General features: G+C 58.0%; 16 protein-coding genes, 5 pseudogenes and 1 other annotated feature. Of the genes and pseudogenes, 10 read left to right on the forward strand and 11 right to left on the reverse strand.

From position 1 onward, the window contains the following. Positions 1–488 (forward strand): annotated as a pseudogene (locus M0654_RS22980) (transposase); the annotation flags it as partial. Positions 489–496: 8 nt separating this feature from the next. On the opposite strand, the gene M0654_RS21055 reads toward M0654_RS22980, so the two are convergent. Further along, positions 497–2,002: an O-antigen ligase family protein gene (locus M0654_RS21055; RefSeq protein ID WP_118851945.1), complete on the reverse strand. Its 1,506-nt coding sequence runs from the start codon at positions 2,000–2,002 to the stop codon at positions 497–499. Positions 2,003–2,053: 51 nt separating this feature from the next. Further along, positions 2,054–3,709, reverse strand: coding sequence for a glycosyltransferase family 39 protein (locus tag M0654_RS21060; RefSeq protein ID WP_248684768.1), 1,656 nt, complete (start codon positions 3,707–3,709; stop codon positions 2,054–2,056). A gap of 141 nt (positions 3,710–3,850) precedes the next feature. On the opposite strand from M0654_RS21060, the gene M0654_RS21065 reads away from it, so the two are divergent. Next, a complete protein-coding gene (locus tag M0654_RS21065) occupies positions 3,851–4,969 on the forward strand; it encodes a hypothetical protein (protein WP_150132734.1) in 1,119 nt (372 codons plus the stop codon). Between the two features lie 78 nt (positions 4,970–5,047). On the opposite strand, the gene M0654_RS21070 is transcribed toward M0654_RS21065, so the two are convergent. The 3 genes from M0654_RS21070 to M0654_RS21075 form a co-directional block, all read right to left on the reverse strand. Continuing rightward, complete coding sequence (locus tag M0654_RS21070) at positions 5,048–6,307, reverse strand: glycosyltransferase family 87 protein (protein ID WP_245450634.1); 1,260 nt, start codon at positions 6,305–6,307, stop codon at positions 5,048–5,050. A 65-nt stretch (positions 6,308–6,372) separates the two neighbouring features. After that, positions 6,373–6,858 (reverse strand): GtrA family protein, encoded by a 486-nt coding sequence (locus M0654_RS22985; RefSeq protein ID WP_118851949.1) that lies wholly within the window; start codon positions 6,856–6,858, stop codon positions 6,373–6,375. Further along, the gene (locus M0654_RS21075; RefSeq protein WP_248684769.1) at positions 6,785–7,816 is read right to left on the reverse strand and encodes a glycosyltransferase family 2 protein; all 1,032 of its coding nucleotides are present in this window, start codon (positions 7,814–7,816) and stop codon (positions 6,785–6,787) included. Before M0654_RS21075 ends, M0654_RS22985 begins: the two co-directional genes overlap by 74 nt. Positions 7,817–8,117: 301 nt before the next feature. Between M0654_RS21075 and M0654_RS21080 the strand changes: the two genes are divergently transcribed. The 3 genes from M0654_RS21080 to M0654_RS21090 all read left to right on the forward strand — a co-directional run bounded on the left by M0654_RS21080 (position 8,118) and on the right by M0654_RS21090 (position 12,282). Beyond that, the gene (locus tag M0654_RS21080; RefSeq protein ID WP_118851951.1) at positions 8,118–9,251 is read left to right on the forward strand and encodes a glycosyltransferase; all 1,134 of its coding nucleotides are present in this window, start codon (positions 8,118–8,120) and stop codon (positions 9,249–9,251) included. 162 nt (positions 9,252–9,413) lie between these two features. Next, positions 9,414–10,922 (forward strand): hypothetical protein, encoded by a 1,509-nt coding sequence (locus M0654_RS21085; RefSeq protein ID WP_248684784.1) that lies wholly within the window; start codon positions 9,414–9,416, stop codon positions 10,920–10,922. A 121-nt stretch (positions 10,923–11,043) separates the two neighbouring features. Next, a complete protein-coding gene (locus tag M0654_RS21090; RefSeq protein ID WP_248684772.1) occupies positions 11,044–12,282 on the forward strand; it encodes a glycosyltransferase family 4 protein in 1,239 nt (412 codons plus the stop codon). Positions 12,283–12,539: 257 nt separating this feature from the next. Here M0654_RS21090 and M0654_RS21095 read toward each other — a convergent pair whose 3' ends face one another. From M0654_RS21095 to M0654_RS21110, 4 genes are all read right to left on the reverse strand, one after another. Further along, positions 12,540–13,880, reverse strand: coding sequence for an HlyD family type I secretion periplasmic adaptor subunit (locus tag M0654_RS21095; RefSeq protein WP_248684774.1), 1,341 nt, complete (start codon positions 13,878–13,880; stop codon positions 12,540–12,542). 11 nt (positions 13,881–13,891) lie between these two features. Then, entirely contained in the window at positions 13,892–16,042 is a 2,151-nt protein-coding gene (locus M0654_RS21100; protein WP_248684776.1) for a type I secretion system permease/ATPase, read from the reverse strand. 11 nt (positions 16,043–16,053) lie between these two features. Next, positions 16,054–18,117 carry a hypothetical protein gene (locus tag M0654_RS21105; protein WP_248684777.1) on the reverse strand — a complete coding sequence of 688 codons (2,064 nt, stop codon included), beginning with the start codon at positions 18,115–18,117 and terminating at the stop codon, positions 16,054–16,056. Positions 18,118–18,234: 117 nt separating this feature from the next. Beyond that, positions 18,235–19,923 (reverse strand): hypothetical protein, encoded by a 1,689-nt coding sequence (locus M0654_RS21110; protein ID WP_248684779.1) that lies wholly within the window; start codon positions 19,921–19,923, stop codon positions 18,235–18,237. Positions 19,924–20,543: 620 nt separating this feature from the next. On the opposite strand from M0654_RS21110, the gene M0654_RS21115 reads away from it, so the two are divergent. Together M0654_RS21115 and M0654_RS21120 are read left to right on the forward strand one after the other, a co-directional pair. Then, positions 20,544–21,359 (forward strand): response regulator transcription factor, encoded by an 816-nt coding sequence (locus M0654_RS21115; protein WP_248684780.1) that lies wholly within the window; start codon positions 20,544–20,546, stop codon positions 21,357–21,359. After that, on the forward strand, positions 21,352–21,837 hold the full coding sequence (locus M0654_RS21120) for a hypothetical protein (protein ID WP_248684781.1): 486 nt from the start codon (positions 21,352–21,354) through the stop codon (positions 21,835–21,837). The genes M0654_RS21115 and M0654_RS21120 overlap by 8 nt, the downstream gene beginning before the upstream one ends. 31 nt (positions 21,838–21,868) lie before the next feature. Here the strand turns inward: M0654_RS21120 and M0654_RS21125 are convergent. Next, a pseudogene (locus M0654_RS21125) lies at positions 21,869–22,072 on the reverse strand (DUF982 domain-containing protein); the annotation flags it as partial. 186 nt (positions 22,073–22,258) lie between these two features. Between M0654_RS21125 and M0654_RS21130 the strand changes: the two are divergent. Further along, positions 22,259–22,816: pseudogene (locus M0654_RS21130) on the forward strand (IS66 family transposase); the annotation flags it as partial. A 418-nt stretch (positions 22,817–23,234) separates the two neighbouring features. On the opposite strand, the gene M0654_RS21135 reads toward M0654_RS21130, so the two are convergent. Beyond that, positions 23,235–24,137 carry a methyltransferase domain-containing protein gene (locus M0654_RS21135; RefSeq protein ID WP_248684782.1) on the reverse strand — a complete coding sequence of 301 codons (903 nt, stop codon included), beginning with the start codon at positions 24,135–24,137 and terminating at the stop codon, positions 23,235–23,237. Positions 24,138–24,784: 647 nt separating this feature from the next. On the opposite strand from M0654_RS21135, the pseudogene M0654_RS21140 reads away from it, so the two are divergent. Continuing rightward, positions 24,785–26,017, forward strand: a pseudogene (locus tag M0654_RS21140) (IS3 family transposase). Then, positions 25,071–25,187, forward strand: a sequence feature (AL1L pseudoknot). (Overlaps the previous pseudogene by 117 nt.) Positions 26,018–26,226: 209 nt before the next feature. Next, positions 26,227–26,785, forward strand: a pseudogene (locus M0654_RS21145) (IS3 family transposase); the annotation flags it as partial. Positions 26,786–26,825: the final 40 nt, after the last annotated feature.

Raw genomic sequence — 26,825 nt, forward strand, 5'->3', positions numbered from 1 at the left:
TCCATCGTGCGCGCCCACCAACACGCCGCCGGTGGTAAAAAGGGGGCCCCGATCACGCCATCGGCCGCTCTCGTGGAGGATTGACCACCAAGCTTCATGTTGTGGTCGACGAACGGCGCTTGCCGGTTCGGCTCGGGTTGACGCAAGGGCAGGCTTCTGACAAGGCCGCCGCGCCCTGCCTACTCGAAGGGCTTCCTTCGGCGTCTGTCGTCATCGCCAATCGTGGTTACGACTGGCAGCACCCTAATCGACCTCGTTCGACAACGCGGCGGCGAGGCCCACATCCCAACCCAGCGCGACCGCAGGGTCCAAAGGTCAGTCGACCCAAGCCTCTACCATCCGCGCAATCTTGTCGAACGCTTCTTCTGCAAACTGAACACTTCAGAAGGCTCACCACCCGCTACGACAAGCTCGCTGCTAACTTCCTTGCTGCAGTCGCTCTCGCCTCGGCAAGACTGTGGATGCGTATTTATGAGCCCACTACCTAGCGCATCGGCTATTGCCGGAAGCCGCTCAGGACCCGCATTTCGAGAGCGGGAGTACGAATAACCTCTCTGCGCAGCCTCGGCAAAGCTGCGCAAATCCCCGCGAATGCCCAGTAGATGGACGGAATGACCGATACGCTGCTGACCGTCACGATCGTGAACAACATGGCTACCAGCAGAGCAAAGAGACCCGCGTAGTTGATGCTTGGCTCGTGTGACGTCGGGCTTGCCGCCCTGGTGAAGAGTGAGGCGCCCAGTGTCAAGAAAAAGATGACGAAGAGAAACAATCCGACAAGGCCAAACTCCAGGGCGATCTGCAGATACGAGTTGACGACGTCGATGATCCCCTGCCCCTGAATCATCCTTTGCATCTCCGGCTCCTCCAGAAATGTCAGAGAGCCGAAGAAGGGGTACCGCTGGATGACGATCAATGCATTTGCCAGAAGGTCGGACCTATAGGCTTCGCTTCCCGGATCGCTGGAGCCGATGAATGGAAGGAGGTCGATAAAGCGGCTGAATCGCGCCGGCCAAGCATAAGCCGCGCCGGCAACCAGCGGCATGGCGCAAACTAAGACCTTCAAGGCAGTCTTGGGATAAGCCGCAAGCGCCACAAAGGCGAAAACCGCAGAGCCCAGCCAGGGGCCTCGCGAGAGGCTGGACATCAGCCCGACCAACAGAATACCCAGTCCTACGTAAGTCCATTTGGAGAAACTGAGCCTCGTCCTGAGGGTCATGAGGCAGCCGATGCCCGCCATGCACGCAAACCCAAACGCGATTGGCTCTATGGCCGTGGCGGAGGCGCGCAGCATGCTGTCTCGGAGAAGATACGGTGTGGCTACGATGACTTCCCATTGCTGGACGACCTGATTGTAGAGGCGCCATCCCTTCCGCATTTCGAAGGCTCCCACCGCAGCAAGCGGCATTGCCGCGACTGCGAACGCAAGAAGCGCCCTGTTCAGATCTTTGGCCGATCGGATCCCGCGGCTGAACACGAAATACGGAAGCAGGATCACTGTAAAATAGCCGAGCATCCCCCGGAGGACCGAGCTCAGCCCATAGCGCCAGGACAGCGCAGAAAGCAGGACGTAGTACGACACGATACATGTATCCAGGAAGGTGGCCTGGCGGTTCTTGGCGTCCATCCACAGGTGGTGGGCAATGGGCAGGAGGATGAGTAGCGCGAGCAGTTTCGGCGGGTTGAGTTCGATGATAGAGTTGAAGACGCCGGGTATTCCAAGCCCCATCGACACGCATGGCGCGACAAACATCAATATGATGTAGAAAAAGATCGGCTGCTTGGCGCAACGATGGATATAGACGCTCACCAACAGGATCATGGCAACGAACGCCAGGAAGCTGCTCGACAGAAAGGTTGCAAAGGTCGTGGCGATCCAGCAATTCCGCCACCGACGGAATTCGTCCTTGTCGACGAGCGGCCCGGCAATTTTCTCGGCGACGAAGAAGACAGGAATCGAGAGCCCCAGGATGTAGATCAGCGCTCGCGCATATTCAGGCATCGTGAGACCCTTGCCCTGTACCACGGAAAGCGGCAGTCGCGTTGACGGGGATCAGAGCCCGGACCTTCGACACTGGATTGCCCGCTGACTCGAAGCCGAAATCTCATTCACGACATGATAGCGGGAGCCGTCCTCGCCTATTGAGGCACACCCGCCTTCCGCAGGATTGAGCACCCAGAACGCCGGCAGTTTAGACGCCGGCTCTCCAGCGAAAAACGGGTAGACGGTGCGATCGGCAATCCGGATGTGGTCCGTTTGGCCGAACAGCCCGAGGCTCGTCGCACCCAAATCCTCAAGCTTTTGCTTCACGCGCAGCATACCGTCGCGAACGGGCGGCTGAACCTCAAGAGCACTGCGTCTGGTGTGGTCACCATCGAGGTATCGGGTAACGGCCCAGAACACCGAGGGGCTTCCGGCCAGAATAACGTCGTTCTCAGAGGACGCAGTTTTCAGTTCGGTCACGATCTCTCGATAGCCGCGCTTCTCGAAGTTTATCGTGTAGTTTACTCCTCCTGCGAGCATCGTGAGGATCATCGCGGAGATCCAGACACGGGGCATCCTCGCTTTTCTGCGGAACGCCGTGTCGGCGCAGAGAGCCATGGCTATCGCGAGGAAGGGGAGGAAAAGGCCGATTGTCCGATAGATAAAGACGGGCTTGAAGAGCACCGAGATTCCAAACAGCGTGAACAGAGGCAGCAAGACGAGCATGCCGCAAAGCATTCGAGCGCGAGGTTCGACGAGGGGAACGAACACCAGCAGCGGAAGTGCAACAAGGCCGGCAACCGTCGGCCATGGAAACTCTGGCCCCAGAAGGGTCATCGTCAGATGGATACCAATGGTCGGGACATCGAAAACCGCTATCCCCTCTGTTCGCCTGATGGCACCAATTACCAGCGGGTAAATCGCCGTAAGTGCAACCGGCACATAGGACCCCACGAGAAATATAGCGTTTCTGCGGGACGTCTGGCCGTAGAACTGGATGAGGGCATGAAGGAAAATAAAGAAAGTCACGAAGAAGCCGAGCCCATGCGTAAGTGTCGTCGCGACACCAAGGCAGGCCACCGCAAAAAGTCTGGCCCTTGAGCTGGCGCCGTGGCGTACGATCGTCTGAAGCACGTACCAAAGCGTGATCGCCAGGATCGCGAACATCGGATACATGCGAACATTCTCGGCAAAAAACAGCTGCAGCGGCATCAGGGACTGTATCGCGGCCGCCCAGAGCCCAACCCTCTCGTCATAGATGCGCCTACAGCATTCGAAGATGACCACGACAGAGACGATACTCAGAAGCGTCGAATTGAGGATATACCAGCGGTCGCTGTTTGCTATTGCGCCCCAGAAATGCAGCTGCACGTAATAGAGTGGTGGATGCGTGTCGAAGCGCAATCCCGTCAGGAACAGGTCAGCCAGCGGACTTTCGGCAAGCGCGACCGAGAATATCTCATCTTCCCACAGTGACGCTTCGAGGAGCAGGTTGGCGATCCTGAGGATGGCGCCCGCCAAGAGCAACCCGACGAGGATGATGAGGGCGAGATGTTGGCTCGCGCCATCCTCCAGTGATGTCGCAGTTCTTCCAGCGACCGCGGGTCGATTGCGTCCCATCGATGTTCCTACCCCTCGACCCGATGTCATACGGTTGATGATCGAAATCGGTCCGATATCATATGCGCGCTTCAGCATCCGCAGCCCCCACAGGTTCTGCGTCATCCTAGCCCGTCAGCGCCGCTTCTGCCCATTTATGCTTTTTGATGGATAGCCACATCCGAACGTACACCTTTTGAGCATGTCGTCGCTAGGTCTTCTGGCCTGTAGTCTTTCCTCATCTGAAGAGAGCCGACGGAGAAGGCCGTGACTGTTACCTTGATGAGTTTGCGAAGCTGCACGATGGGAATGGTGTTGGTGTGCCTTGCGTCACACGCGGCGCAGGCGCAGGACGGGAAGCCACAGAACTTCGCGCAGGTCCTCTTCACGGGTCACAGCCTGATCGACAACCCCATGCCTGATTGGGTGGAACTGATCGCCAGGAGCAAGGGCAAGACCCTGGCTTGGGAAGAGCAAATCGTCCTCGGATCGCCATTGAGGGTCCGCACCCGGGGCGACAACGCGGAAAGCTCAGGATGGGATGGGTACTCCTATGGGAAAAACCGCCACGGTGACGGGATGAACGTAGCCATGGAACTGCGGAAGCCGACACATGTGAAGACGGGGCGTCCCTATGATGCACTGGTGGTTGCAGAAAATCACGGTTCGCTGGGCTCCATCGTCTGGGAGAACGCGATCGGATATCTTCGCCATATCCACGACCGCCTGCTTGATGGAAATCCGAACGGAAAGACCTTCTACGTCCACACATGGCTGCAAATCGACACGAGCAATCCAGGGATCTGGATCGAGCACGAAACGAACTCTGCCGCCGCTTGGCAATGCATCACGGAGAAGGTGAAGCTGACGTTGGAGGCGGAGGATCGCCCGGCGAGGCTTTCTACGGTGCCGGCAGGTACTGCCCTGGTTGAGCTGGTGCAACTCGCCCTTGCTGGTGATCTGCCTGGCGTGAGGGGAACTGATGAGCAGAAACTCAGATCCATTTTTAGGGATGACGTCCATCTGACCGATGCGGGGATATATCTCGTCTCGGCCGTACACTATGCGACGATATACAATCAGTCGCCCGAGGGCGCAGCGGCCCCTCCAACCGTTCCCCGTGCGCTCGTGGCACCCTTGCAGAAGATCGCATGGAAAGTAGCACAGGATCTCGCGGCGAAGAACAAGACCAGAGCCCTAGACATGAAGGAATGTCGGCGCGTCATCTCCGAAAAGATTTGCAGGACCTACTGGACGATGAATCGCGAACCGCACGAAGTCCAGCCGTGCCAGTTATTCTTCGCAAAATCCTATCCCGAGTTCGGGGGCAATCCCTTTGTGTGGCCGGATCCTTATTGGAAGGCGCTGCCGAAGCCATCGCTATGACGGCGCTCTTCAAGTCCGACGCAACAGCGTGTTGACCGCGGCCGACCTGTCACTCCTGATTTTCATTCCAGAGCGATATTAGACATCCGGGCGCGGCTGCAGTCTGCTGGTCGCGCTCCAATATTCCCAACGGCTCGCGCCCAGCAGCATCTGGCGAAAAAACAACACGGTCAACACGGCGACAGGCAATGTCCGGAAGTGCGATGCTTCAGGAAACGGGAACGCCCTGGCCACGACCTGTTGTGGAAAACAGATGAGCGCCATCATGACCACGAAAAACAGAAGTTGGATAGGATGCGAATGCCGACTGGGCCAAAAGAGAGCAAATACAGGGAGGATGAAGGCAATGTCGATCGGACGCGAGAACACCATCATCTGCACGAGCAGAATGGTACCCAGTGCCATTGGCGCGAAGGGAGAGGCCTTGCTGAAGACCCGCAGATAGACCAACGCCAGTGCGCCAATCGCTGTCGCCACGGGTAGAGGAATATCGACGCCATACAGCGCGACTAAACTGGGCAAGCCCATGATCGTGCCGCTGCCCAGCATGTTCTCCGGATAGTGCTGGTAGGCCGCAAGAGCAGTGATCCATCCCGTGATGGATGGGGCAAGACCGACTTTAGCGAAGGCGTAGGCGCTCAGGAAACCAGCGGCGGCGGCGGCAACGGCAAGCACCTTCCATTGACCGTGAAGGAGTAACCAGAAGAAAAGCAGCGCCGCCATCTGCGGCTTAACCGAAACTATCGCAAGCAATACCCCCGCAAGAACAGTATTGCAACGGTCTAGGAAGCGGAAGGCAACCCAGACAAACAGGGCGATCAAGAGCGAGATTTGTCCTAGCCAAACGACTCCCCAAACTCCGGAACTTCCAAGCACGAGCGCGATTGCCCAGAAGTGGTTCAGTCCGACGTCACGGCTGTCTGACCCGCAAACACGGCGCTCGGTTTCGACAACCACGAATGCCAGCGCCATGGAGACGGCGATGTTGATAAAGACGAACAAGATCGACGATACCGAGAGCGACGGAATAGCGACCACGGCTGCGAACGGCGCGAAATGTGGCGGATAAGGAAGGCCAGCCAAAGCCTCGACGCCGGAAAGCTCCTTTATGAGCGGACCGAAGCACTCTAGGTCGTACATGTTGCCGCCGCTTAGCAAGCAGGTGCCTCCGGCATAGTACCAGTTGAAATCGCTCATCCAGGAGCCGCTTTTACCGAAGCCGATCACGGCTACGCCAATGAACGATGAAATTCCGAGCAGTGCGGCCAGGGGAGATAGCGCGTCCGCAATCGAGAACAGGGAGCCCTTTTGGATTGGGGGGACGGTGATCTTAAGCATCTTCAAGCCGACTCCTTGCGCCGCTTTCCGCCGGGCGGGTGGCGCCGCGGTGGTGCAAGCTGAATCTATGATCTCGGACTTCGGCTCGTTTCCGTAAAAACGATCAGGTTTGAGACCGAATAGTTCCAGGCGAACGTTACGAGCGTGGCTGCGATCTTCGCCGAAACCGTGCCCACAAACGGAAGTGATAGGACGACAACTAGGGTATTTATGGCGAGCCCGACGAGACCTGTTGCTAGGAAGATGATCGGGCCTACGACACGATGCGTCTGCCTGTCTCGGAACGTCAGGTGCCTGTTGATCACGTAGCTTAGAGCGATACCCGAGGCGTAGGAAACAATGTTGCACGCTGACGCCGGCAACGGAGAATAGCTGAGCAACAGGAAGAAGATCGTGAAGTCGGCGAGCGTGTTTAGCAGGCCGACGGCCGCGAACAATGTTAGTCTGATAGCGTGTTTCAACGTCAAAAGCCTGCAGCTAACTCGGGTTCCCGGAGACCAAGTTGATATCACGCCCAAAATCGGTCCGTTCGAAATGGGAAAAACTGCCATTCGTCTCGTGACCAAGCAGGTCTTGCACCACGTAGAGCGGGCGTCGCTTCGCCTCCATATAAAGGCGCCCGAGATACTCGCCGACGATGCCGATCACGAGCAGTTGCGCTGCGCCCAGTAATAGGACCACAGACATGAGGCTGGTCCAGCCTGTGATCGCATTCCCCATGAGCCAGCTTCCGATGGTGTAGATCAGGCTGGCAAACGCGAAGAACCCCGATACGAACCCGAAATAGGTGGCCGTTCTCAACGGCAGAGTGGAGAAACCGGTGATTGCGTCTGCCGCAAAACGTAACATTCGCGAGAGCGGATATTTCGTCTCTCCGGCAAAGCGGGGCTGCCTTTGGTAGGCGATGGGTACCTGCCTGAAACCGATCCAGCTGACCATTCCGCGTATGAACCGGTTGTGTTCCGGCATGCTGAGAAGGACGTCGAGCGCGCGACGGCTGATGAGGCGGAAGTCTCCTGTATCAACGGGAATCTGCACGTCCACGACCTTTGCAAGCAATCGGTAGAACAAGGATGCAGTCAATCGCTTGAACCAGCTTTCCCCCAGTCGCTCGGTACGGACACCATACACCACATCCGCCCCGGCACTCATGATCTTCATCATCTGGGACAGAAGCTCCGGCGGATCTTGCAGGTCGGCATCGATGATCAGAACCCGGTCGCCGCAGCAATGTGACAACCCGGCGGAAAGCGCGATCTGGTGCCCGTAATTCCTGGAAAGGTTGACCGCCACGACGTGAGGGTCGATCTTGTGCAGGCGCGAAATCACGTCCCAGGTCTCGTCATGGGATCCGTCGTTCACCAGTAGAATCTCGTAATCCTGGGTGACTGCCGCACATACGTCGGTCAGTCTCCGATGAAGCTCGAGGAGATTGCCGGATTCATTGAAGCAGGGGATCACTACCGATAGCTCAAGCTTTGGTGGTCCCATAATAGATTGGAAGTTCATCGATCTACTCACCCGTTCCGATGGTCCTCAACGATGCCGGGAGGTGCTCGAAAGAGCGACTCAGCTTTTTGGTTAACCGACTAATACTATTGGGACGCCCGCAACCGGCCGTGGACGGTCTGGCGCGGACCAACGTTTGTGCAGAAGCTGGAGGTTGTCCGTCCGACGCGCGAGGCGTTGAACGAGCTCCTCCATCCAAAAGGCTAAATAGCTATCCCGGCGCCGGCCTATACTCTCGCACAGGCTGTGAGTGTGGCTGTCATACTAGGCGGACAGAGAGCGGCTACGGGAGACATCAGGAATGCGCGTGCTCATGGCTATTCCCAATCTCAACGGTGGCGGGGCGGAAAGGATGGCGATCGGGCTCGCGGCACGGTTGAACCGCAGTGACATCGAAGCGCGGCTGTTCGTGCATGAGCGGTGGGGCGACCTGATCGATGCCGTCGATCCTACCCTTCACGTCACGTACCAGCATGAGGGCCCCTATCGCCGGCGCGACCTGGTGTCGGACCTTGTGGGGCATGTCAAAGAGGCCAAAGACGCTGATATCATCATCGGGGCCAATGAAGGTCGCGCCGCATTTACGAGCCTGATTTCGGCGAAAGTCCATCGGAAGCCCCTGCTGCTCTGGGTCCACAACGATTGGACACGCTTCTCCAAAGCCGTCAGCTGGCGGCAGCGCCTCGTGTTGCAGAGCTACTCACGCGCCGATGTCATCGTAGCCTGCTCGAAAGGAGCAGCGGACGCGTTCGAAAGCTTGGTACCGGCTACCAACGGAAAAATCCGGACGATCTACAATGGAATTGCACTCGACCACGTCCGCCGGAAGGCTCAAGCCCCGCTTCCACAGCAATACGAGGCCATTTTTAACGGCTCGGTCGTCCTTGCCGCGGCACGTCTCGATCACCAGAAGGGCCTGGATTATCTCGTTTCTGCTCACGCCACTTTGCTTGGACGGGGCGTCGCACATCAACTTGTCATCTTAGGGACCGGCCCTCTGCGCGATGCCTTGCAGGAGCAGGCGTTGAACCATGGCGTAGGAGGCAGCGTCCACTTCCTGGGCTTCCAGGAGAACCCATTTCGATTCATCGCCCGCAGTAGTGTCTTCTGCCTGTCATCGCGTTTCGAGGGGCTCCCTTTGGTCATCGCAGAAGCGTTCGCTTGCGGTGCTGCGGTCGTCGCCGCGGACTGCCCCTCCGGCCCCGCGGAGCTATTGGAAGGGGGCAAGTACGGCGTTCTAGTCGAACCGGAAAACGCTGACCGTCTTGCAGACGGGCTGGAGAAGGTTCTGTCGAACGAGCAAGTGAGGCGTCGTCTACAGCAACTGTCCCGTCAGCGGGCTGAGGCTTTCGATCTTTCCTCCACTACGCTGGCTTGGATTGATCTGCTCAGGGAAGTTGAACAACGTTCGCCACGCAATGTAACGAAAGCCTGATGCCTACTACATTCAGACGATCTCCACCATCTTAAGGGCTCCTTGTTTCTGCGCGCCCGCTGCTCTTCGATGAAGTGGGGTTTCGGGTCGGCACAGGACAGGGCTGCAATGACGTGTATAGGCAAGACATCGCCACTGACACGACGAAAAGTCGTGCAGCTGATGGCCGGCGCGGGAACATTTACGCCGTTGTTCATGGCGTCTGCGACGTCAGCAGCAGAAGCTCGAACCGGCAAACGGTTGGCGCTCAACCTTACCGGCATGAGCTACTGGGCGACGGAGTATGTGTTCTCCAACCTGGCGCACAATGCCTCACGATGGCGTTTGCAGGTGGGCAATGATCCATTCACCTGGAACGCACCCCTTCCACCCATGACGCCCGATGGCTATCCAAGGGAAATACCACCGCACTCCCATCTCGAGAGCTTTCTGATTTTTTCTCCGGAACGGAGGGTGCTACCGGTTCAACTGTCGGTATTTTACGATGGCAGGGGAAAGCTCCATTACGCAGAAGGCGCTGAGTTTGAATCGCGTGCGGCTGGACGTGACGATGTCCGCAATCTGCGCAACGACGCACCTTTTACTGCACGGCTCAAAGAAACAGATCACGCTGATCCCATCCGCAACATCAGGATCCACGTACGCGGCCAGTTGAACGAGCCGACATTCCGAAAGCCGTTTTTGCAGCGCTTGAAGGGGATGTCGGCGCTGCGCTTCATGGACTGGATGGCGACGAATGATTCCACCGTCATTCATTGGAAAGACCGGCAGACGCGGGGGCAATTCGGTAGGTCAGAGCGCGGCGTCCCGCTCGAAGATATGATCGAGCTGTGCAACCAGGTTCGAAGTGAACCGTGGTTCACCATGCCCCATTTGTGCAGCAACGAGTTTGTTGCGCGTTTTGCCGAGCAGGTAAAACAGGATCTCGATCCGGATCTCGCAGTGCATGTCGAGTATTCCAACGAGGTCTGGAACACCATGTTCGGCCAAGCTGACCACGCGCGTGAACACGGACTATCTCTCGGGCTGTCGGATAGCGACTACGAAGCTCAGCTTCTTTATTATGCCCAGCGGACTACGGAAGTGCTTAGCATATGGGAGAACGTTTTCGCAGCTGACCGGCAACGGATTATCGGCGTCTACGCCGCACAGGCGGCCAACGCCTGGACGAGCACCACGATCCTTTCCTGGAAAGGCGTTGCGCAGCATGCGGATGTGCTCGCGATCGCACCCTACTTCGGCGGAAGCCTCGGCTCTCCCGAGCGCGCCGATGAAGTCGCGAAATGGTCGCTTGACCGGCTCTTTCTGGAGCTCGAACGGGAAGTGGAAGCAGAAAACAAGTCGATGATCCAGGAGCAAGCAGCCGTTGCCAGGCAATACGGCCTCAAGCTCCACGCCTACGAAGGTGGGCAACACCTTGTGGGGCAAACCGGGGCCGAAAACAACGAGAAGCTAACGGCTCTTTTCATCGCCGCCAATAGGGATCGCCGGATGGGTGGTCTCTACCGGCGCCATCTGGAAAACTGGTGGGGCGCGGGCGGTGAACTCTACGCCCTGTTCTCCTCGATGAGCAGCCCGGACAAATGGGGAAGTTGGGGACTGCTAGAGAACGAAACGGCGAGCCATCCAAAGTGGCAGGCCGTCCAGGATATGTTGACCGCTCGATACTGATTACCCGACCGCACGTAAGTTCTTCAATCTCTCGAAGCCCGCAGACGCCATCCGAGACAGGAACCAGACTCTCGCAACTTCGCCGACCAACCGTCCCACAAGACGAACCACGGGGATAGAAATGAGTGAAAGCATTTCCGATTTTGTAGTGGTTCCGGAAGACGCGGCGCGCAAGTTCAGGGAGCATCTTGGACTCCAGCCCAGCCAAACGCCTCGTATCGCTTTTTTGGCAGGCCCCGGTGATGTCGCCGGCACATTCGATCACTGGATCAGCGGAAGCTTCGATCCGCGGGTGCCGGTTGTCGCTTATTCCACAATGTTCTACACGCTCATCGACAAGCTCCAGGCGATTGCCTTGCTGATTGCAGAACCGACGAACATCCCCGAGAACCGTGACCCTCGATTCCGCTTCGTCAGCATCCCTCGGCCTCGGCCCGTCGGCAGGCTCTCCTATTGCAGAGCCAATTTCGCGTTCAGCCGACGGGTGGTTCGCGAGTTGCAGTCTTACGAGCCTCATGTGGTGCTCGTCGGAACCGACACGCCTTGGTGGATCATGTCGTCGATCCCCCGCAGCACGAAGATCATCTTGACGGCACATAACAATTTCTGGGCGATGGGCAGAAAATCGCTTTCCTGGAAGCAGCGCTTGAAGCGCAGGATCGAAAGCTCCGGCTTACGACGTGTTACGGCCGGTGTCTGTACATCCGAAGAAACGAGGCGGCAGGTAATCGAGCTTAGCGGAAAGGACGGTCAGCGTTTGTACACGGAGGTTCCACAAGTCCTTGCCAGGTTTCTTGCCTCCGTGCCTCGTGACGGCCAGCTGAGAACCATTCTATTTCTGGGGCGACTACAGGCCGAGAAAGGGGTGTTTGATCTTCTGGAAGCGTTCGAGGGAATTGCCGATCGGCATCCCGATACGACGCTCTCCTTCGCTGGTTCCGGTGAGGCGGAGGATGAATTACGGCGACGAGCAACCTCCTCCCGTTATGGCGATCGTATCCGACTGCTCGGGCGTCTCAACGCGGAAGATGTTCATCAGCAGCTTGCGGAAACGGACGTCCTCGTCTGCCCGACCCGGAGCGAGTTTCCTGAAGGTCTTGCCCTGGTGGTGTTGGAGGCAGCTGTCCACGGCGTACCGACGATCTTGAGTTCGGTTGTCCCGGCGAAAGAACTGGTCGTCGATGGATGCCTGGAATTTCCTGCAGACGACACCGAAGCATTGGAAGCGTCATTAAAATCCCTGGCGGCGGATGTTCAGAAGCTGCAACAGCTGCGGGCCAAGGTGACAGAGGGCCGCGAAAGATTCTTCAATCGCTCCTTGTCCTGGGGCACCATGCTTTACTCCGCCCTCTTATGGTAACCAACCCGTCGTCTTTTCAAACTCCCGATCGCTTTTCGTCGCTGCTGCATCCAAAGATGGAGACGGATGTCTAGTCATGTGAAAGCGCTTCCGTAGCGACTAATTCGTTTGATTGAGTTGAATTAATACAAGCAATAGTTAATACTACTTAAGTCAAACAGTCTGATGGAGGCTCGAACGGGAAAAACGATCGGGCCTCTTCTTTTTTGCATGGTAAATTTACCTGAAATGTCAAGTCCACCAATGGACTTGCGTGTTCAGCGCTCAGAGAAGGCTCTCGACATGCTGTCGGTCACAGGTTTCGCCAGATAGCTGAAGAACGTCCTCAGCGCGGTCTGTATCATGATCTCGGCCGGCATGCCCGGCTGCGGCGCGAAACCCCTCACCCGCGCGATCTCCTCCGGCGTGACCTGAATCCGAGCAAGGTAGACGTCCTGATTTGCGGGACCTGCCTTGCTGTCTTCCAGAGCATCGGCCGAGACGTAGAAAACCTCGCCCGTAAGAACGGGGGTCGTGCGCTGGTTCAGGGCTGTCAGGCGCACCGTCGCTTGTTGCCCCACCTTCACGTTGTCGATTTCTGTACGCGGCACCTTCGCCTCGACGATCAACGGAGCCGCCGCAGGCAGGATTTCCATGATCCCCTTGCCGCTTTCGATCACGCCGCCTGTTGTATGGTAATATGTGCGAACGACAGTTCCCGAAACTGGTGCAAGGATTGTCGTACGACGAAGCACATCGTCCGCCTCGCGAGATTGCTCCCGCGCGGCATCCCGCTCGCCTTGTATCGATTGCAGCCGATCAAGCGCCTCCTCGCGATATGCGTCCTCGGCGCGGGTAATCTCCTGCTGGCTCTTCAGCAATTGCGCTCCTGTTTCCGCAATTTCCGATCCGAGCCTGCCGATTTGTCCTTCCGCATCGGCAATGGCCCGCTGCAGCGACTTCACTTCGGTAGCACGCAGGAGGCCTTTGGCGAGGAGGGCGCGTTTAGTATCGTACTCGTCTTGCAGCAGCAGAAGCTGCGTCGTGATGGCCTGGCGGTGACGCACATAGCCTTCGCTTCGAAACTCCAGCGCCTTGTTGTTCTGCGTGAGAAGCGCGATCTCACCCTTCAGCTTCGCTCTCTGAGCTTTGAAGTTCAATTGCTGGGTCAGCAGTATGGCTGAAACGTCCGGATCATCCTTGAATTCATCGAAATACGGGGGTACGGCCATCGTCTCCGCGCCATCTGCTTGAGCGGCAAGACGTGCAGCCGTCGCCTCGAGCCTGATGCGCCGGAGAAAATACTCCCGCTTCTTCGCCAGCGCCGCGGTTTCATCGAGCCGGACAACCGGCTGGTTCTCCGCGACCTGGTCGCCTTCCTTCACCAGCAGCTCTCGAATTATACCGCCTTCGAAATGCTGGACGATCTTGTTTCGGCCGGTCGCGACGAAGCTTCCCTGAGCAATGACGGCGGCTGCCAAGGGCGCTGTCGCGGCCCAGGTGCCGAAGCCGCCAAATGCGAACACGGTGAGGGTAAGACCAGCCAGCGTCTGCTTCCAGACGGACCGCGGAACCTCCGCATACCATTCGAGGTCGTGAACCTTTGCTTCTTGAGACATGCTGCCCCCTCCTATTCGATCTGGTGCCCGAAAGAGCCGGTATTGATATCGATGCCTCGTGCCTCGATCGCTTTGAGAACCTCCATCCGCTTTCCGAAAAGCGCGATCGTGCCGTTGGCCAGGACGAGAATCTTGTCGACGGTTTGAAGCAAAGCCGGTCGCTGCGTTATGGTGACAACGGTGATCTTGTTCTCCTTTGCGTGTTGAAGCGCGCGCAGCAGTGCAACGTCACCAGCATTGTCCAGATTGGAATTGGGCTCATCCAGCACGACCAGATGCGGGTCGCCGAAGAAGGCCCTTGCCAACGCGATCCGCTGTTTCTGCCCGCCGGAGAGTGGCGAACCGTCGGTGGAAACCATCGTCTCGTAGCCGTAAGGAAGGCCCGCGATCATCTCGTGGACATCTGCCAGCATGGCAGCTCGGTAGATCATCTCATCGTCAACGTCCCGCCGCATGCGGGCGATGTTCGATTTTATCGTGCCTGGGAACAACTGCACATCCTGGGGCAGATAGCCGATGTTCTCGCCAAACTGCCGCTGATCCCAGTTGCGTAGATCCATAAGATCGAGCCGGACATTGCCTGACGTCGGCATGATCGAGCCGACCAGCATCTTTCCAAGCGTGGTCTTGCCTGCGCCGGAATTGCCGATGACCGCAAGAGAGTCGCCCGGCTGCAGAGAGAATGACAAACCATTCAGCACCACGCGCTTCGTGCCCTGCGGCACATAAAGAAGCCGCTCTACGTCCAATCGCCCTTCCGGCTTCGGGAGATTAAGACGTTCAAAGTTAAACGGAGAGGATTTGAGAAGGCTGGTGATCCGGCCATAAGCCGCACGAGATTGGCTATACTGGTTCCAACCCTCGATTGCGCCCTCGATTGGCGCCAATGCCCGTCCGGCGATGATAGAGGCCGCAATGACCATGCCGCCGGTTAGTTCGCCTTCGATCGACAGAAAAGCACCCCAGCCGAGCATGCCGATCTGTGTCAGAAGCCGACAGGCCTTCGAGATCGCCGCAATTGTGATGTTGCGGTCCTGGGCGATGACCTGCGCCTTCAACGATGTTGCCGTATCCTTTCCCCACAGGTGAACAGTTTCGGGGATCATCGCGAGCGCGTTGATGATCTGCGAGTTGCGGGACATGGCTTCGAGGTGAAGGTTGGCCTTCACCTGTGCAGTGTTGGCTTCCCCGAAAGGCTCTGCCGTCATCCGCTGGTTGATCTGCGTGAAGGCCAGCAGCATGATCCCGGTCAGGATGACGATCATCCCCAGATGCGGGTGGATCAGGAAAACCGCCAACACGAAAAGCGGTGCGATCGGCGCATCAAGGAAAGAGAGAAGCGTCCGGGAAACGAGAAACGCGCGGACCTGCTGCAGGTCACCCAGCACCTGATACTCCTTGCCATTGCCGTGAAGCGAGGCGCGGGCGGCGGCACTAAGGATAGGCGCTCCCAGTTGAGCGGCAACTTCGACCGCGGTCCTCATGAGAATGAAGCGCCGAAGCGCATCGAACGCAGCTTGCAGGATGACCGCACCGACAATGACAATCGTGAGCATGATCAGGGTGTCGATGGAGCGGCTCGTCAGCACGCGGTCGGAGATCTGGAACAGGTAGATCGGGATTGCGAGCACGAGGATGTTGCTTGCGATCGTAAACAGCATCACGATCGAAAGATTGACGCGCACGGCTCTGACGCCTGCCCTCAGGCTTTCGGAAAAGTCGATCGGGGGGAGACGCTTGTGAAACGATCCTCCGCCGGAACCGGAGCCCGAAGTCGGAGATTTGCCGAAAGCCCTGGTGTCCGACCGCTGCGGTCCGGTGTCTCCATCTATGGTCACCATGCCTTCCGGTGACTTGGCTTCCGTTGCTCTGCGCCCATCCGGTTTGGAGCGCGCTTCGAATGCATGGTCGATAGCTGGTTCACCGGTCGGCAGCGGGACGATCTCGGCTGTGGCGGATCCTTCTGGACCAGGTGGGTTCCCCTGTGTCTGCCCCCTCGGTTCAAGCTTCGATATCGTTGCGGAGCGCGGAGCGTTCTCGATCGTCAGCTTCAGGCATTCTTCCACGGCGCGCTCCAGCGTAGCATAGATTTCCTCATCGGTTGGTTGATTGCGGGGCTGATGGTCATCAGCCTGCATCGTCGCTCTGTTCGTTTCCGACATGATCGCCCCCATCATCCCAGCATGTGCTGCATTCCATCATGCTGATACTGCGCGTCATGGAGAGGCGGCGTGAAATGGTCCGTGGCATGGGCGCCGTCGTTGAGCATCGCATCATCGAGGAAGAGGACTGCTTCGTTGACCAGAACGTTTGGATCGAGTCCGAGAAGTTCCGGCCGGTGGGTGATCAGTTCAGCCTGAAACAGTGTTTCCTGCGAATATTGCTCACCCCCCACATAGGTCCGACCGAACGAGTCGAGGTCGACGATGGCAGCAGCGTTGATCAAAGTGTTGCCGCCTGTGGCTATGGACCACTCAGCATCGCTGTCAGGCCGAACCGCCTTCATGGCAAGGGCGATCTGATCGCTGTCGCCGAGGATTGCTGTCTGCTTGATGTACTGGATGTTGACCAGATCCCCGCTGACATAGAGGACACTCAAGGCGCCGCGGCCAGCGAAGGAGGGATCGGTGAGAACGTCACTATGAAGCCGGTAAGCGCCACTGGCGAAATCTTGCGCCGTCTCGGCGTAACCTTCCGACATGTCGCCGAAACGATCGCCTCCGCCGACGTTGCGGATCAGCGCCTCGTTCCACAGCAGGTTGCTACCATGCGAAACAGTCCCATGACCCGCGGTTTCGAATCCCGCGACGGCACCGACGACGTCGTTGTCGAACAGTATATTTGTTTGGTGGATGATGCTCGCATCGTAGAGCGATCCGCCGACGATGATCAGATCGTACCTCTTCGACAGCTCGAAGATGGACGTGTGATTGGCGCTTGTATTGTCGCCGGCGATCACGTTTGTCGTCACACCCGAGGAGGACAGGATGCCGATATCGTTGTCGGACATGAATATATACTGCTCGAGCCAGTTCGTGATAACGAGATCGCCCTTGATCTCGGCGACGGCCCAGGCTGAGGGGAAACCGCTCGTCGCCGCTGCAACGTCCGCGTTGTCCTCCAGAGGATCTGTTCGTTCGAATGTCGCGATGTTGAACAACTCGGTCGGCACGTCGCCCTTCGTCCAGTCTTCCAACGCCGATGTGATCGCGTCGCTGTCCTGGATGACATTCGTCTGGACGATGGCATTGACTTCAACATGGTTGCCGACCACGGCCGTGACCGTAGCCCCAGTCCACAGGTTGTTGACGACCGCCTCGTTGACCGCCACGTTGTTGCCTCCGACGAACTCGACACGATCATCTATGGTGATCGAACCGTCAGGTGAGACAACGACATTCGGCTCTGGGCCATCGTCCTCCCAGTTTTCGTTTCTCGGTTCATCCTCCGCCGCAGCTGCGTCCTCCTCATCCGTCTCGTCTTCAGGTGAAAAGTAGTCCTTGAGCACGGGAGCAACTGTCCCGATCTGGCCGTTGACATAGGTTCCGGTAAGAACGTCCGACTGCTTAACAAAAAAAAGGGGCTGGTTTCCCGCATCCTCTGGCGCGACGAGAGGTGCTGCAGCAAGACCCTTCAGCTCCGCCGCAATCGAATCGATCAGGTCGATGATCTCGGTGGTCGACCCAGGTCTCGCAAATTCCCGAAGTGGCGACGCGTCGAGAGCGTCGCGCGCGGCCTCCAAGATTTCGGCCTTGTCGATAGCCTCCGGACTAAACACCATTCCGCTGCCGCCGACACTGAAGGTATCGTCATCGGACAGAGACGCGGCTTGAACAAGGTAATTGGCGACTGAGCCAGGCGGCTCGATGGTCCGGACTAACGACGCGCGCCCAAGCTGTGCCGATAAAAACAGATGGTCCGGATGATCGATGACATCCTGGCTGTCATCCAATCCCACAGTTGGAATCGGTGGATGGGCAATGTCACCGGACAGTTTGGGATGCCAGAGCGGCGCCGTATAGCTTGGCGCCTTGTAATTAACTTCAGGGTCAAATCCCACAAAATCGTACGGAGCTCCGAATGCATCCGGTACGAAAGGTTGCGAGTTAAGATGATGTTTGGGTGCATAATATGAGAAGTCACCATAGGCATTTCTGAGCTGTGCTTCTTCGACCGCTAGCTGGAAAAGACCGATGAAATGCGAGATGTCTTCGGTGATCATGTCCATGGTCGTCATGACACGGACCCCTTGTCGATATGCCTGCTTGGCGATTTGCAATAGTGGACTGCGCAGTGATGCGCAGTCCGTTCGTCATAGCTTCGCCCCCGGAAGCGGTCCCCCTTGATCTGGCCCTTATGAGGTGCCGTCGCTGGTGTCTTCGCCGACAGATGTGCTTGTGAGATCGCCGCCGACGATGGTCATGTCGATTGCGTTCTGCTGCAGGTTGGCGCCCATGACGATTTCCTGGTTGAACGCATTGGTGTCGACGAAAGCATCCGCCGAGGCATGACTTGTGCCGGTGACATATCCGTCGTCGCCATTGTCAGATCCCCAGGTTCCGCCGGCGCCGCCGGCTCCGCCGGAGCCCGTGGATGCAAAGCCGCCGGCACCGCCCGCAGCACCCGCACCACCGATTGCCCAGCCGCCGTAGGCTTCGCCGCCAATACCGTCGGCCCAAGCGCCGCTCAACGCTGCACCGCCGTCGCCACCTTCTGCCCAGGCATCGCCACCCATGGCGTCGCCGCTGATAGCATCGCCACTTGTTGCGGCTCCGCCCGTGCCTGCACCACCGGCGGCTCCGTCGCCGGCCGTTCCAGTGCCGGCGCCAGACCCGAAACCTGTTCCTGTCCCAGTTCCTGTTGCTTCACCACCAGCACCACCGGCACCTGCTCCAGATGCGCTGCCGCCTGCCCCACCGGCACCACCAGCAGGATCTCCTGCAGCGCCGCCTGTGTTCGAGCCGCCACCGCCAGCGGTACCTGCACCGCCACCATCGCCGTCATTGAACAGTGGATTGATGAGGCCGAGGCTTCCCATCAGTGTACCGACGTCGCCACCGACGGAGTTGCCACCCTCGCCAGCTGCGGAGGCATCGCCCCCGTTGGACTCGCCCGCTCCGCCGCCTTCGGCGCCGTTACCAGCGGTGCTATCGCCACCGTTAGCCCCGTCACCAGCCACAGCAAGACCAGCACCTAGTCCAAGGCCAAGACCGAGCCCCAAGCCAAGGCCATCACCCCCGTTGCCACCGCGGCCACCAGTGCCATTACCGCCGTTATTGCCGCCATTGCCCGCGTCACCGCTGTCGCCGTTGCCTCCGTCGGAGTCGCCACCGTCGCCGTCGCCGGCATCCGCGAGACTTGCAGCAAGCCCACCAAGGCCGATGCCTCCGAGCGCAGCACCGCCGATAGCACCGCCGCCGGAGCCGCCGCTGCCACCGTCTGCGTACGCATCTCCACCGCCATCACCGCCGGCACCGCCACCAGAGATGCCGTCGCGGGCAAAAGCGAGACCACCGCTTGGCGTCGCTGTGAGGCTGAAGTCTCCGTCGTTGCTGACGGTCGCGTTGTCGAGCCGGTCGTTGTCCTGAATGTTAGCGACTTGTGACAGGACATTGCCGACATTGTTGCCGTCGCCGGTAAAGGCATCGTTCAAGATGTTGTTCATGTGAATGTTGAACATGCCGTCGATGGAGCTGTCGGCCATGTCGATGTCGGCGAAATCATTGTCTTCCGGCATGTAGTCCTCAAGACCAACGCCCACGTCCACCGCCACTTCGACCGTCGTCGTGCTGGTGTTTTCGTTGATGTTGCCGTTGAGATTGGCGTTTCCGTTCCCGTTGAGGTTCAGGTTGCCGTTGCCGTTCCCATTGAGATTGCCGTTGCCATTCCCATTGAGGTTGGTCGACTCGCTGCTCTGATCCTGGTTCTGCTCAGAACTTTGCTGTTGTTGCTGTTGTTCCTGCTGCTGTTGTTGCTGTTGCTGCTCCTGGCTGTCCGGATCTTCATCCAGCAAGGTGTCGAAGGTTGTGCGTCTGTCTACCATTTCTCTCGTTCCTTATGGTCGCGACGCCGAGGCCACCCTTCATCTTCTGTGGAGGCCACCGGTCATCGTTGATTGAAGTCAAAGTTCGTCTGATGCGATAAGTGCGCGTCAGCGTCACCTATCGCCAGTCATTGCTGTCGATGTCTAATTGTAGCCGTCCTCCCATGCTTAACCGAAAGCCAGCGGCAGCGAACGCAGGGTGCGGGATCGGTTACATCGCACCCTCGGTACTATGCGCTACGGCAAGTGCTTCGGAATGGCTGTCACTGTGTCCTGATCGAGCAAAAGAAATAAGCTGCTATTTCGATCTAAGTGCCAGCTACTGTTGCAGAATAGAGCATGCCTCTTTGGTGGTAGAAGCTTAGCCAGGAGGAGGTAGGTCTCAACTCGGTCCATCGCCCTTGAGCGCGCTCTAATCGCCCATGGTGATCCTTGGAAAGATCGGGAAACTCGCGCTTCTTGGTGGCACGAAACTGAACCGCCTAAAGGATTAGCTTTTTGAGCTAGGCGCTAGCCCAAGTGGTCTATTCTCAGGTTTCCGCACCTGGTTTACGGTCTCACCCTCGGAACAAGGGAGCTTGTTTTCTTCGATTGAATTCAAGAGAGGGAGGGGCCTGGTCATGCAAGCTGCCCATAACACCGCAGGACCTGTTGGTGTGGATCTTGCCGTCTGCGCCTTTGAAAGAATGAATACTATCAAGACGCTACTCATTATCTGCTCACCAGGAACAATCTCCGCTGCCATGACGGCTGCCATAGAAAGTGAGTTTCCGTGGCTTTCCGTTGAGATCGTATACGATCTGCCCTCTGCTTTGAACGAATGCGAGCACCCGGTGCAACTGATCCTGGCAGATGCCGTTTTCGCGTCCGGTCTGTATGCAAACTGGCCATCATTTTTATCGGTCCATCAGGAGGCGACGCCTGCATTGCTGTGCCATGACGACGGAACAAATCCACTGCAGCACCCATGTATGCGCGACGCGGAATGGGTTCAGGGCATCGTCCCGTTCAACGTCAATCTCGACGTTTTCCTTTCCGCGCTCAGGATCATACTTAAAGGCGGGCGCTATTTCCCTACAACGGGCTCTCGCGCACCGGCGGCAGATACCGCCCCTGCCTTGCAGGAGAAGTCTGAGGCGAATTTTCCTTCGACTACGAACGGACAAGTGCAGGGGATCGAGAAACTCACGAAGCGTGAGAACGAAATCTTGGCCTGTATGGCAATGGGCAATCAAAACAAGATCATCGCGGCTACTCTCGGTCTTTCGGAGCACACGGTGAAGATCCACATCCACAATATCATCACCAAACTTGGCGTTCATAACAGGACGGAAGTCGTCGCGCGCTACTTCGAGTACAAGCGCAAGGAAGGCCTTGATCATGCAAATAAGCTCTATCAGAGCGACGCAAGCAGATCGCTCCCGCGCAATGAATAGCCGGCTGAAGGCGATCCTTCTCCTCATCGGTCAGCTGAACTATACATGGACCAACACCGAAAGCCTTCTGATTCACATGATCGCCGGCCTGGCGAGAGTGGATAAGGAGACAGCGATCGTGATATTCCTGACGCTCAACACGACGCGTGCGAGAATTGATGTGGTCGACAGGCTCGCCAAGATGCAAAAAACGCCTTCTGCATGCCGTCATGACGTTCTAGGCGCGACTCAGCGGCTGGCGGACGAGGCAAAACTTCGCAACAAGTATAACCATTGCATATACTCGTTCGACCCCGACAGTGGGCAAGGCATCACGCAGTCAATGCGCATCTTCGAGAGTCGCGAAGAAATCAAATATGGGAAGGTAGAAAAGCTCGATGGTGCGGAGATCGAACGCATCCGCGCAAGCATCGACGCCTTGGTCGCCATCAATCGCACATTCTGGTACATCACGGAGCGCTACGGCTTCCCAAACTAGGCTCCGGGTCGAGTGTATCTGCCATCAGCTCTTAAGCGAGAACATAGGCCTCGAGGGCGGCAGCAACGAAGACGTTCCTTACCTCCTCCGCAGACCCATGTCGCGTTGCGGCGGCGGCCCATTTTGGAGTTGCAAGTTCGCTGTAGACGCCAGCCTCTGGCCAGCGGGTCGTGAGGAAGGCAACCGCTTCTACAGGTCCTCTGACAGCCTCGGAGGCACCATAGCCGATCCTGGCAAGGACAGGCCTGCTCCAACTCTAACAACAACACGCTATTCTCGACCTCGGCGAATATCATGATCCCTCCTCCAGGTGACTTAACATGCCATAGCCCCTGGATCGCGGGCAACTGCCGCGGTAATCCCCCCGTTCTTAACGGGGCTCCGGAGTAGCATTCACGCGGCTGTCAATCGGCGGGGAATGTACGTCGGCAAACAGAAGGTGCTGATTGGAGAAGACCTCTCGGAGCGGCTGGACGTCGTACCCGCGAAGTTCCGCGTCATCGTCACCCGCCGGCCGACATATCCCTTCAAAAACGAAGACGGTGTCATCAGGCTCTCGCGCCCGCGCACGTCATCGAGGGCGGCATTCCAACGGAAGCACTCCTGGCCTAGATTGCGGTCTCGAAGTACGCCGACGGTCTGCCACTCTATAGGCATGCTCCAGACAAGGTCGATCTTGACCGCAAGCTGATGGCGCAATGGATGGGCAAGCTCGGCTTCGAGCTCGATATCTTAGCTGACTACATTCTCGCCGAGATCAAAAAGGCTGAGCGGATCTTCGCTGATGAGACGACGCTGCCAACGCTCGCACCCGGACCCGGATCGTCCAAGACGGCCTCGCTATGGGCTTATGCGCGGGATGACAGACATTCGGTGGCAGTGCCCCCCGGTGGTCGCCTATCACTTCGAAGATAGCCGCGCGTGCGATCGCGTCGCCCGGCATCTGAGTGGCTATCGCGTTATTCTGCAGGGCGACGGGCGACCTCATGCGCTCATGCCGTGGAACTGCGCCGCCTGAACGGCCTCAGCTTGCCGTTTACTGTTCATTGAATGTCGCGCTACTTGTAGTGGGAATGCACGTCGGACGTCGAAAGACTTGGGAAGATGATGATTCCGAGCTAGACTCAAACTAGGCCGATTTACCAGTTCTGGTCTCGGCAAAAGCAAAGCAGTCATGCAATTAGGCACACCGAAAACCTTACCGCTACCTCTTTGGCCGTTGGTCCATCTCAAGGGCGCGAGTGCCGAGACGGCGAATCCCATCTGCGCCATGGTCTTGAGGCGCAAGGCAAAGATCAAAGATGCGTGCGCGTCGCTGCAGCGGTGGAAACGCAGACTTTTCAGCCTGAACATCTTGCCTGCGGAGAGAACGTAAAACCACCCGTTCGCGCGACTGCTTATGGCTTCCTCGCCACCCAGGCCACTGCACCCGCTATCTGAGCTATTGGATGCATGAGCGCCTGTTCGTCCGGTCTCCGCCGTTCATGGAGCCAAACCTGCGCAGCCTTAGGGGCAAGATACCAGCCATAAATCAGCCAGCACAAGCCACCCACGAGACGTGTTGCCTTGTTTCCCATTTCCAACATAGCGCGGAAACCCGGCCATTTCGTCTCGGGCCAAATCTGGATCGGGCTAAGACCCGCAAGACTGAGGGTCATGAAGATGCCATAGGGCGTCATGTGATAGTAACTTGAGTCGTGCCAGGGTTCCAGGAAGGACGCTGAGCCAAGGCACAGGCCTCCAGGCTTTAGGACCCGCGCAACCTCTTTAGAGGCAAGCTGCGGAAAAGCTAGGTGCTCCCATACGGCTGATGCATAGACGACGTCGAAGGTTTCATCCTGGAAAGGAAGGACATGAGCGTCACACAGAAGGTCGGGGCCGCCATGCATCTGAAGCCAATCATGAACGCGGTCTACAGCGACGTCGACCCCAATGTAGTGGATACCACGCTCCTTCATCCAGCGGCGCATCTGCGCGCCGCCACAGCCAATTTCCAGAACTTTACTTCCAGCGGGGACGTCGCTCAGGCGGTCTTCATGCGCGCGGTCGAGATGATAAATCCCGCGGCGTGACTGTCCCCGCCTCGGTGGAAACCGGAGGATCTCGGCCTCCGAGATTGCCGCCGGAGTCAGGCTACCGGCAGGCCACGAGAAATTGACGGTTCCGCCGGCAAGCGGCATGAGCTTCGGACGGCCATCTTCCTGAGCAAATTGCCGCCCGCATTCCTCACATTGCTCCAACGAGGAAAGATTGCCGCGGCAATCGGGACAGGCTAGGCGATCATCGGCGACCGAGATCATGCCGACCTCCCACAGTGGCATTCGCGAGCACGATTCTGCATTTGGAAAAGCACCTCCACACGCCAGGTGATCGGAATCAATATCCTCGTCCAGACGCTAGTTGCAGAGACCGACGATGATCAACTCTGTTCTTTGGCGAGTTACAAAGGTGGCGTTACGCCAAACGTCTTAACCAGACCGCCTGGTTCCAGAGAGGGGTACTCGCTTTCCCTTAAGTCGATGTTGCGCTACGACTTATTGATCTTCCACTGCTGTCGTACAGTTGGTCCGTTGTCAAGCTTGGAAACCGGACACCTCAGGTCATTGGAGTGGTCGTCCCCACTTCACCGGACATGTCGGTTATTTTGATCTAACCCTGATGAACTGCCGAGGGGTAGCCATCTTGAGCTCAGAATGGAGATGGATTTCGTTGTAGATGCTATGGAAGAGCCCCCCGGGTCGTCCGCTTCATCGACAACGAGAGGCCTCCGATGAACGAGAACGCCAAGTCCAGCGTGTCAGTGTATGCAGCAATTTAGCTGAGCAGATCGACATGGCTAGTTGCAGTGCTTTCCCCAAGCTCAGATCGCGTAAAGCTTCGGCAGCTTCGTGGCAGCGATATGAACCGCGCCGGGTTGCCGGAGACCCAACTCGTGAGAAGTAGGTCTATGACAAGCAAGGCGACGAACACGTTTTCTCCTGAAGTCCGCGCCCGCGCCGTTCGGATGGTGACGGAGCATGAAGCAGAACACCCATCGCGCTGGGCAGCGGTATCATCGATAGCGGCAAAGATCGGCTGCTCGGCGCACACACCCTCCGTGAATAGGTGAAGAAGGCCGAGGTCAACAGCGGCAAGCGTGCGGGTTTGCCGAGTGACGTGGCGGAGAAGATTAAGGCTCTGGAGCGGGAGAACCGAGAACTTCGTCAGGCGAACGAGATTCTGCGCAAAGCCTCGGCGTATTTTGCCCAGGCGGAGCTCGACCGCTCACTGAAGCGATGATTTCCTTCATCGACAAACCCCGCTCGGTGCTCGGGATCGAGCCGATCTGCAGACTGCTGCCGGTTGCCCCGTCCACCTATTATGAAGTCCTCGCCAAGCGCACGGACATGGATCGCTTGTCGGCCAGTGCCCGGAGCGACATGGCCATGAAGATCGAGATACGCCGGGTGTTTAATGAGAACTTCCAGGTCTATGGCGTGCAGAAAGTCTGGCAGCAGTTGCAGCGAGAAGGTTACGACATCGCCCGCTGCACCGTCGCTCGGCTTATGAGAATGATGGGGCTTCAAGGCGTCATTCGCGGCAAGCCAGTCAATACCACTGTGACGGACAAGTCCGCTCCATGCCCGCTGGACCGGGTGAACCGACAGTTCTTCGCTCCAGCGCCAAAGATGCTGTGGTTATCCGATTTCACCTATGTCGCGACCTGGCAGGACTTCGTTTACGTGGCCTTCGTCATTGATGCCTTCGCCCGCCGCATCGTCGGCTGGCGGGCAAGCCGGACGGCGCACGCGAGTTTCGTGCTCGATGCCTCGACCAAGGCGCTTCATGATCGGCGGCCTGTCCAACGCGGCGGGCTGGTTCATCATTCCGACCGCGGCTCGCAATATGTGTCCATTCGCTATTCCGAACGGCTGGCGGAGGCAGGCATCGAGCCGTCGGTCGGTAGCGTTGGCGGTTCTTATGACAACGCGCTGGCCGGAACGATCAACGGCCTTTAGAAGGCCGAGATCATCCGTCGCCGAGGACCTTGGCGCAACTTCGAAGCCGTGGGGTTCGCACACTCGAATGGGTTGACTGGTTCAACAACAGGCGTCTCTTGGAGCCCATCGGAAATATTCCGCCAGCCGAAGCTGAGGAGCGATCCTACGCCATCCTGAACGCGCCAGCCATGGCCGCATAACTTAAACCAAACGGTCTCCGGTAGACCCGGCGCGGTTCAGGCGCGCCCCAATCGAAGTTCTGAAAATCGCCATCACAGACCAGCCTTCGAAGCCCAGGGAGCTTCTCCTGCGGATGCCGCATCGTGCACTTAGTTCAGCTAGGCCCGCGGACTAGTGCTCGCGGTCTGGTTCTAAACTCGAGGATTTGGGTCCTGCAGAAACAACGAACCGTCTGCACGACGACCTTCTCGATCAGGGAGAGATGTGCCGCCCGAACCGGGTCACGCGTCTGACCCGTCTCGCCGGGATCAAGGCGCAGATCGGCTACAAGCGCCGTCCCGGCATCTATGGCGGCAGGCCTGCCGTCGCTATCAACAACACGCTCGACCGGCAATTCGATGTAGCGGCTCCGGACAAGGCCTGGGGTGAGGCCGGAAGCGCCACCGGTTCGAGTGCAGGCCGAACGACATCACCTACATCCGAACCTGCGCGGGTTTCGCTTACCTTGCGGTCGTCATCGATCTCTATTCGCGCCGGGTCATAGGCTGGGCGATGCAGAGCCGACAATCCACGGGCGTCGTGTTGCAGGCCCTGCTCATGGCGGTGTGGCGACGCAAGCCGAAGGACAAGGTGCTGATCCACTCGGACTAGGGTTCGCAGTTCACCAGCATGGATCGGGCCTCGTTCCTCAGGCACCACAATCTGGTCACTCGATGAGCCAACGCGGCAACTGCCATGACAATGCGGTGGCCGAGAGCTTCTTCAATCTTCTGAAGCGAGAGAGTGTTGATTTGCACTGAGAGCTGACCCGGGATTGCGGGAAATTAT

Origin of the sequence: Neorhizobium turbinariae (assembly GCF_023223505.1) — a bacterium.
Lineage (GTDB): Bacteria > Pseudomonadota > Alphaproteobacteria > Rhizobiales > Rhizobiaceae > Neorhizobium > Neorhizobium turbinariae.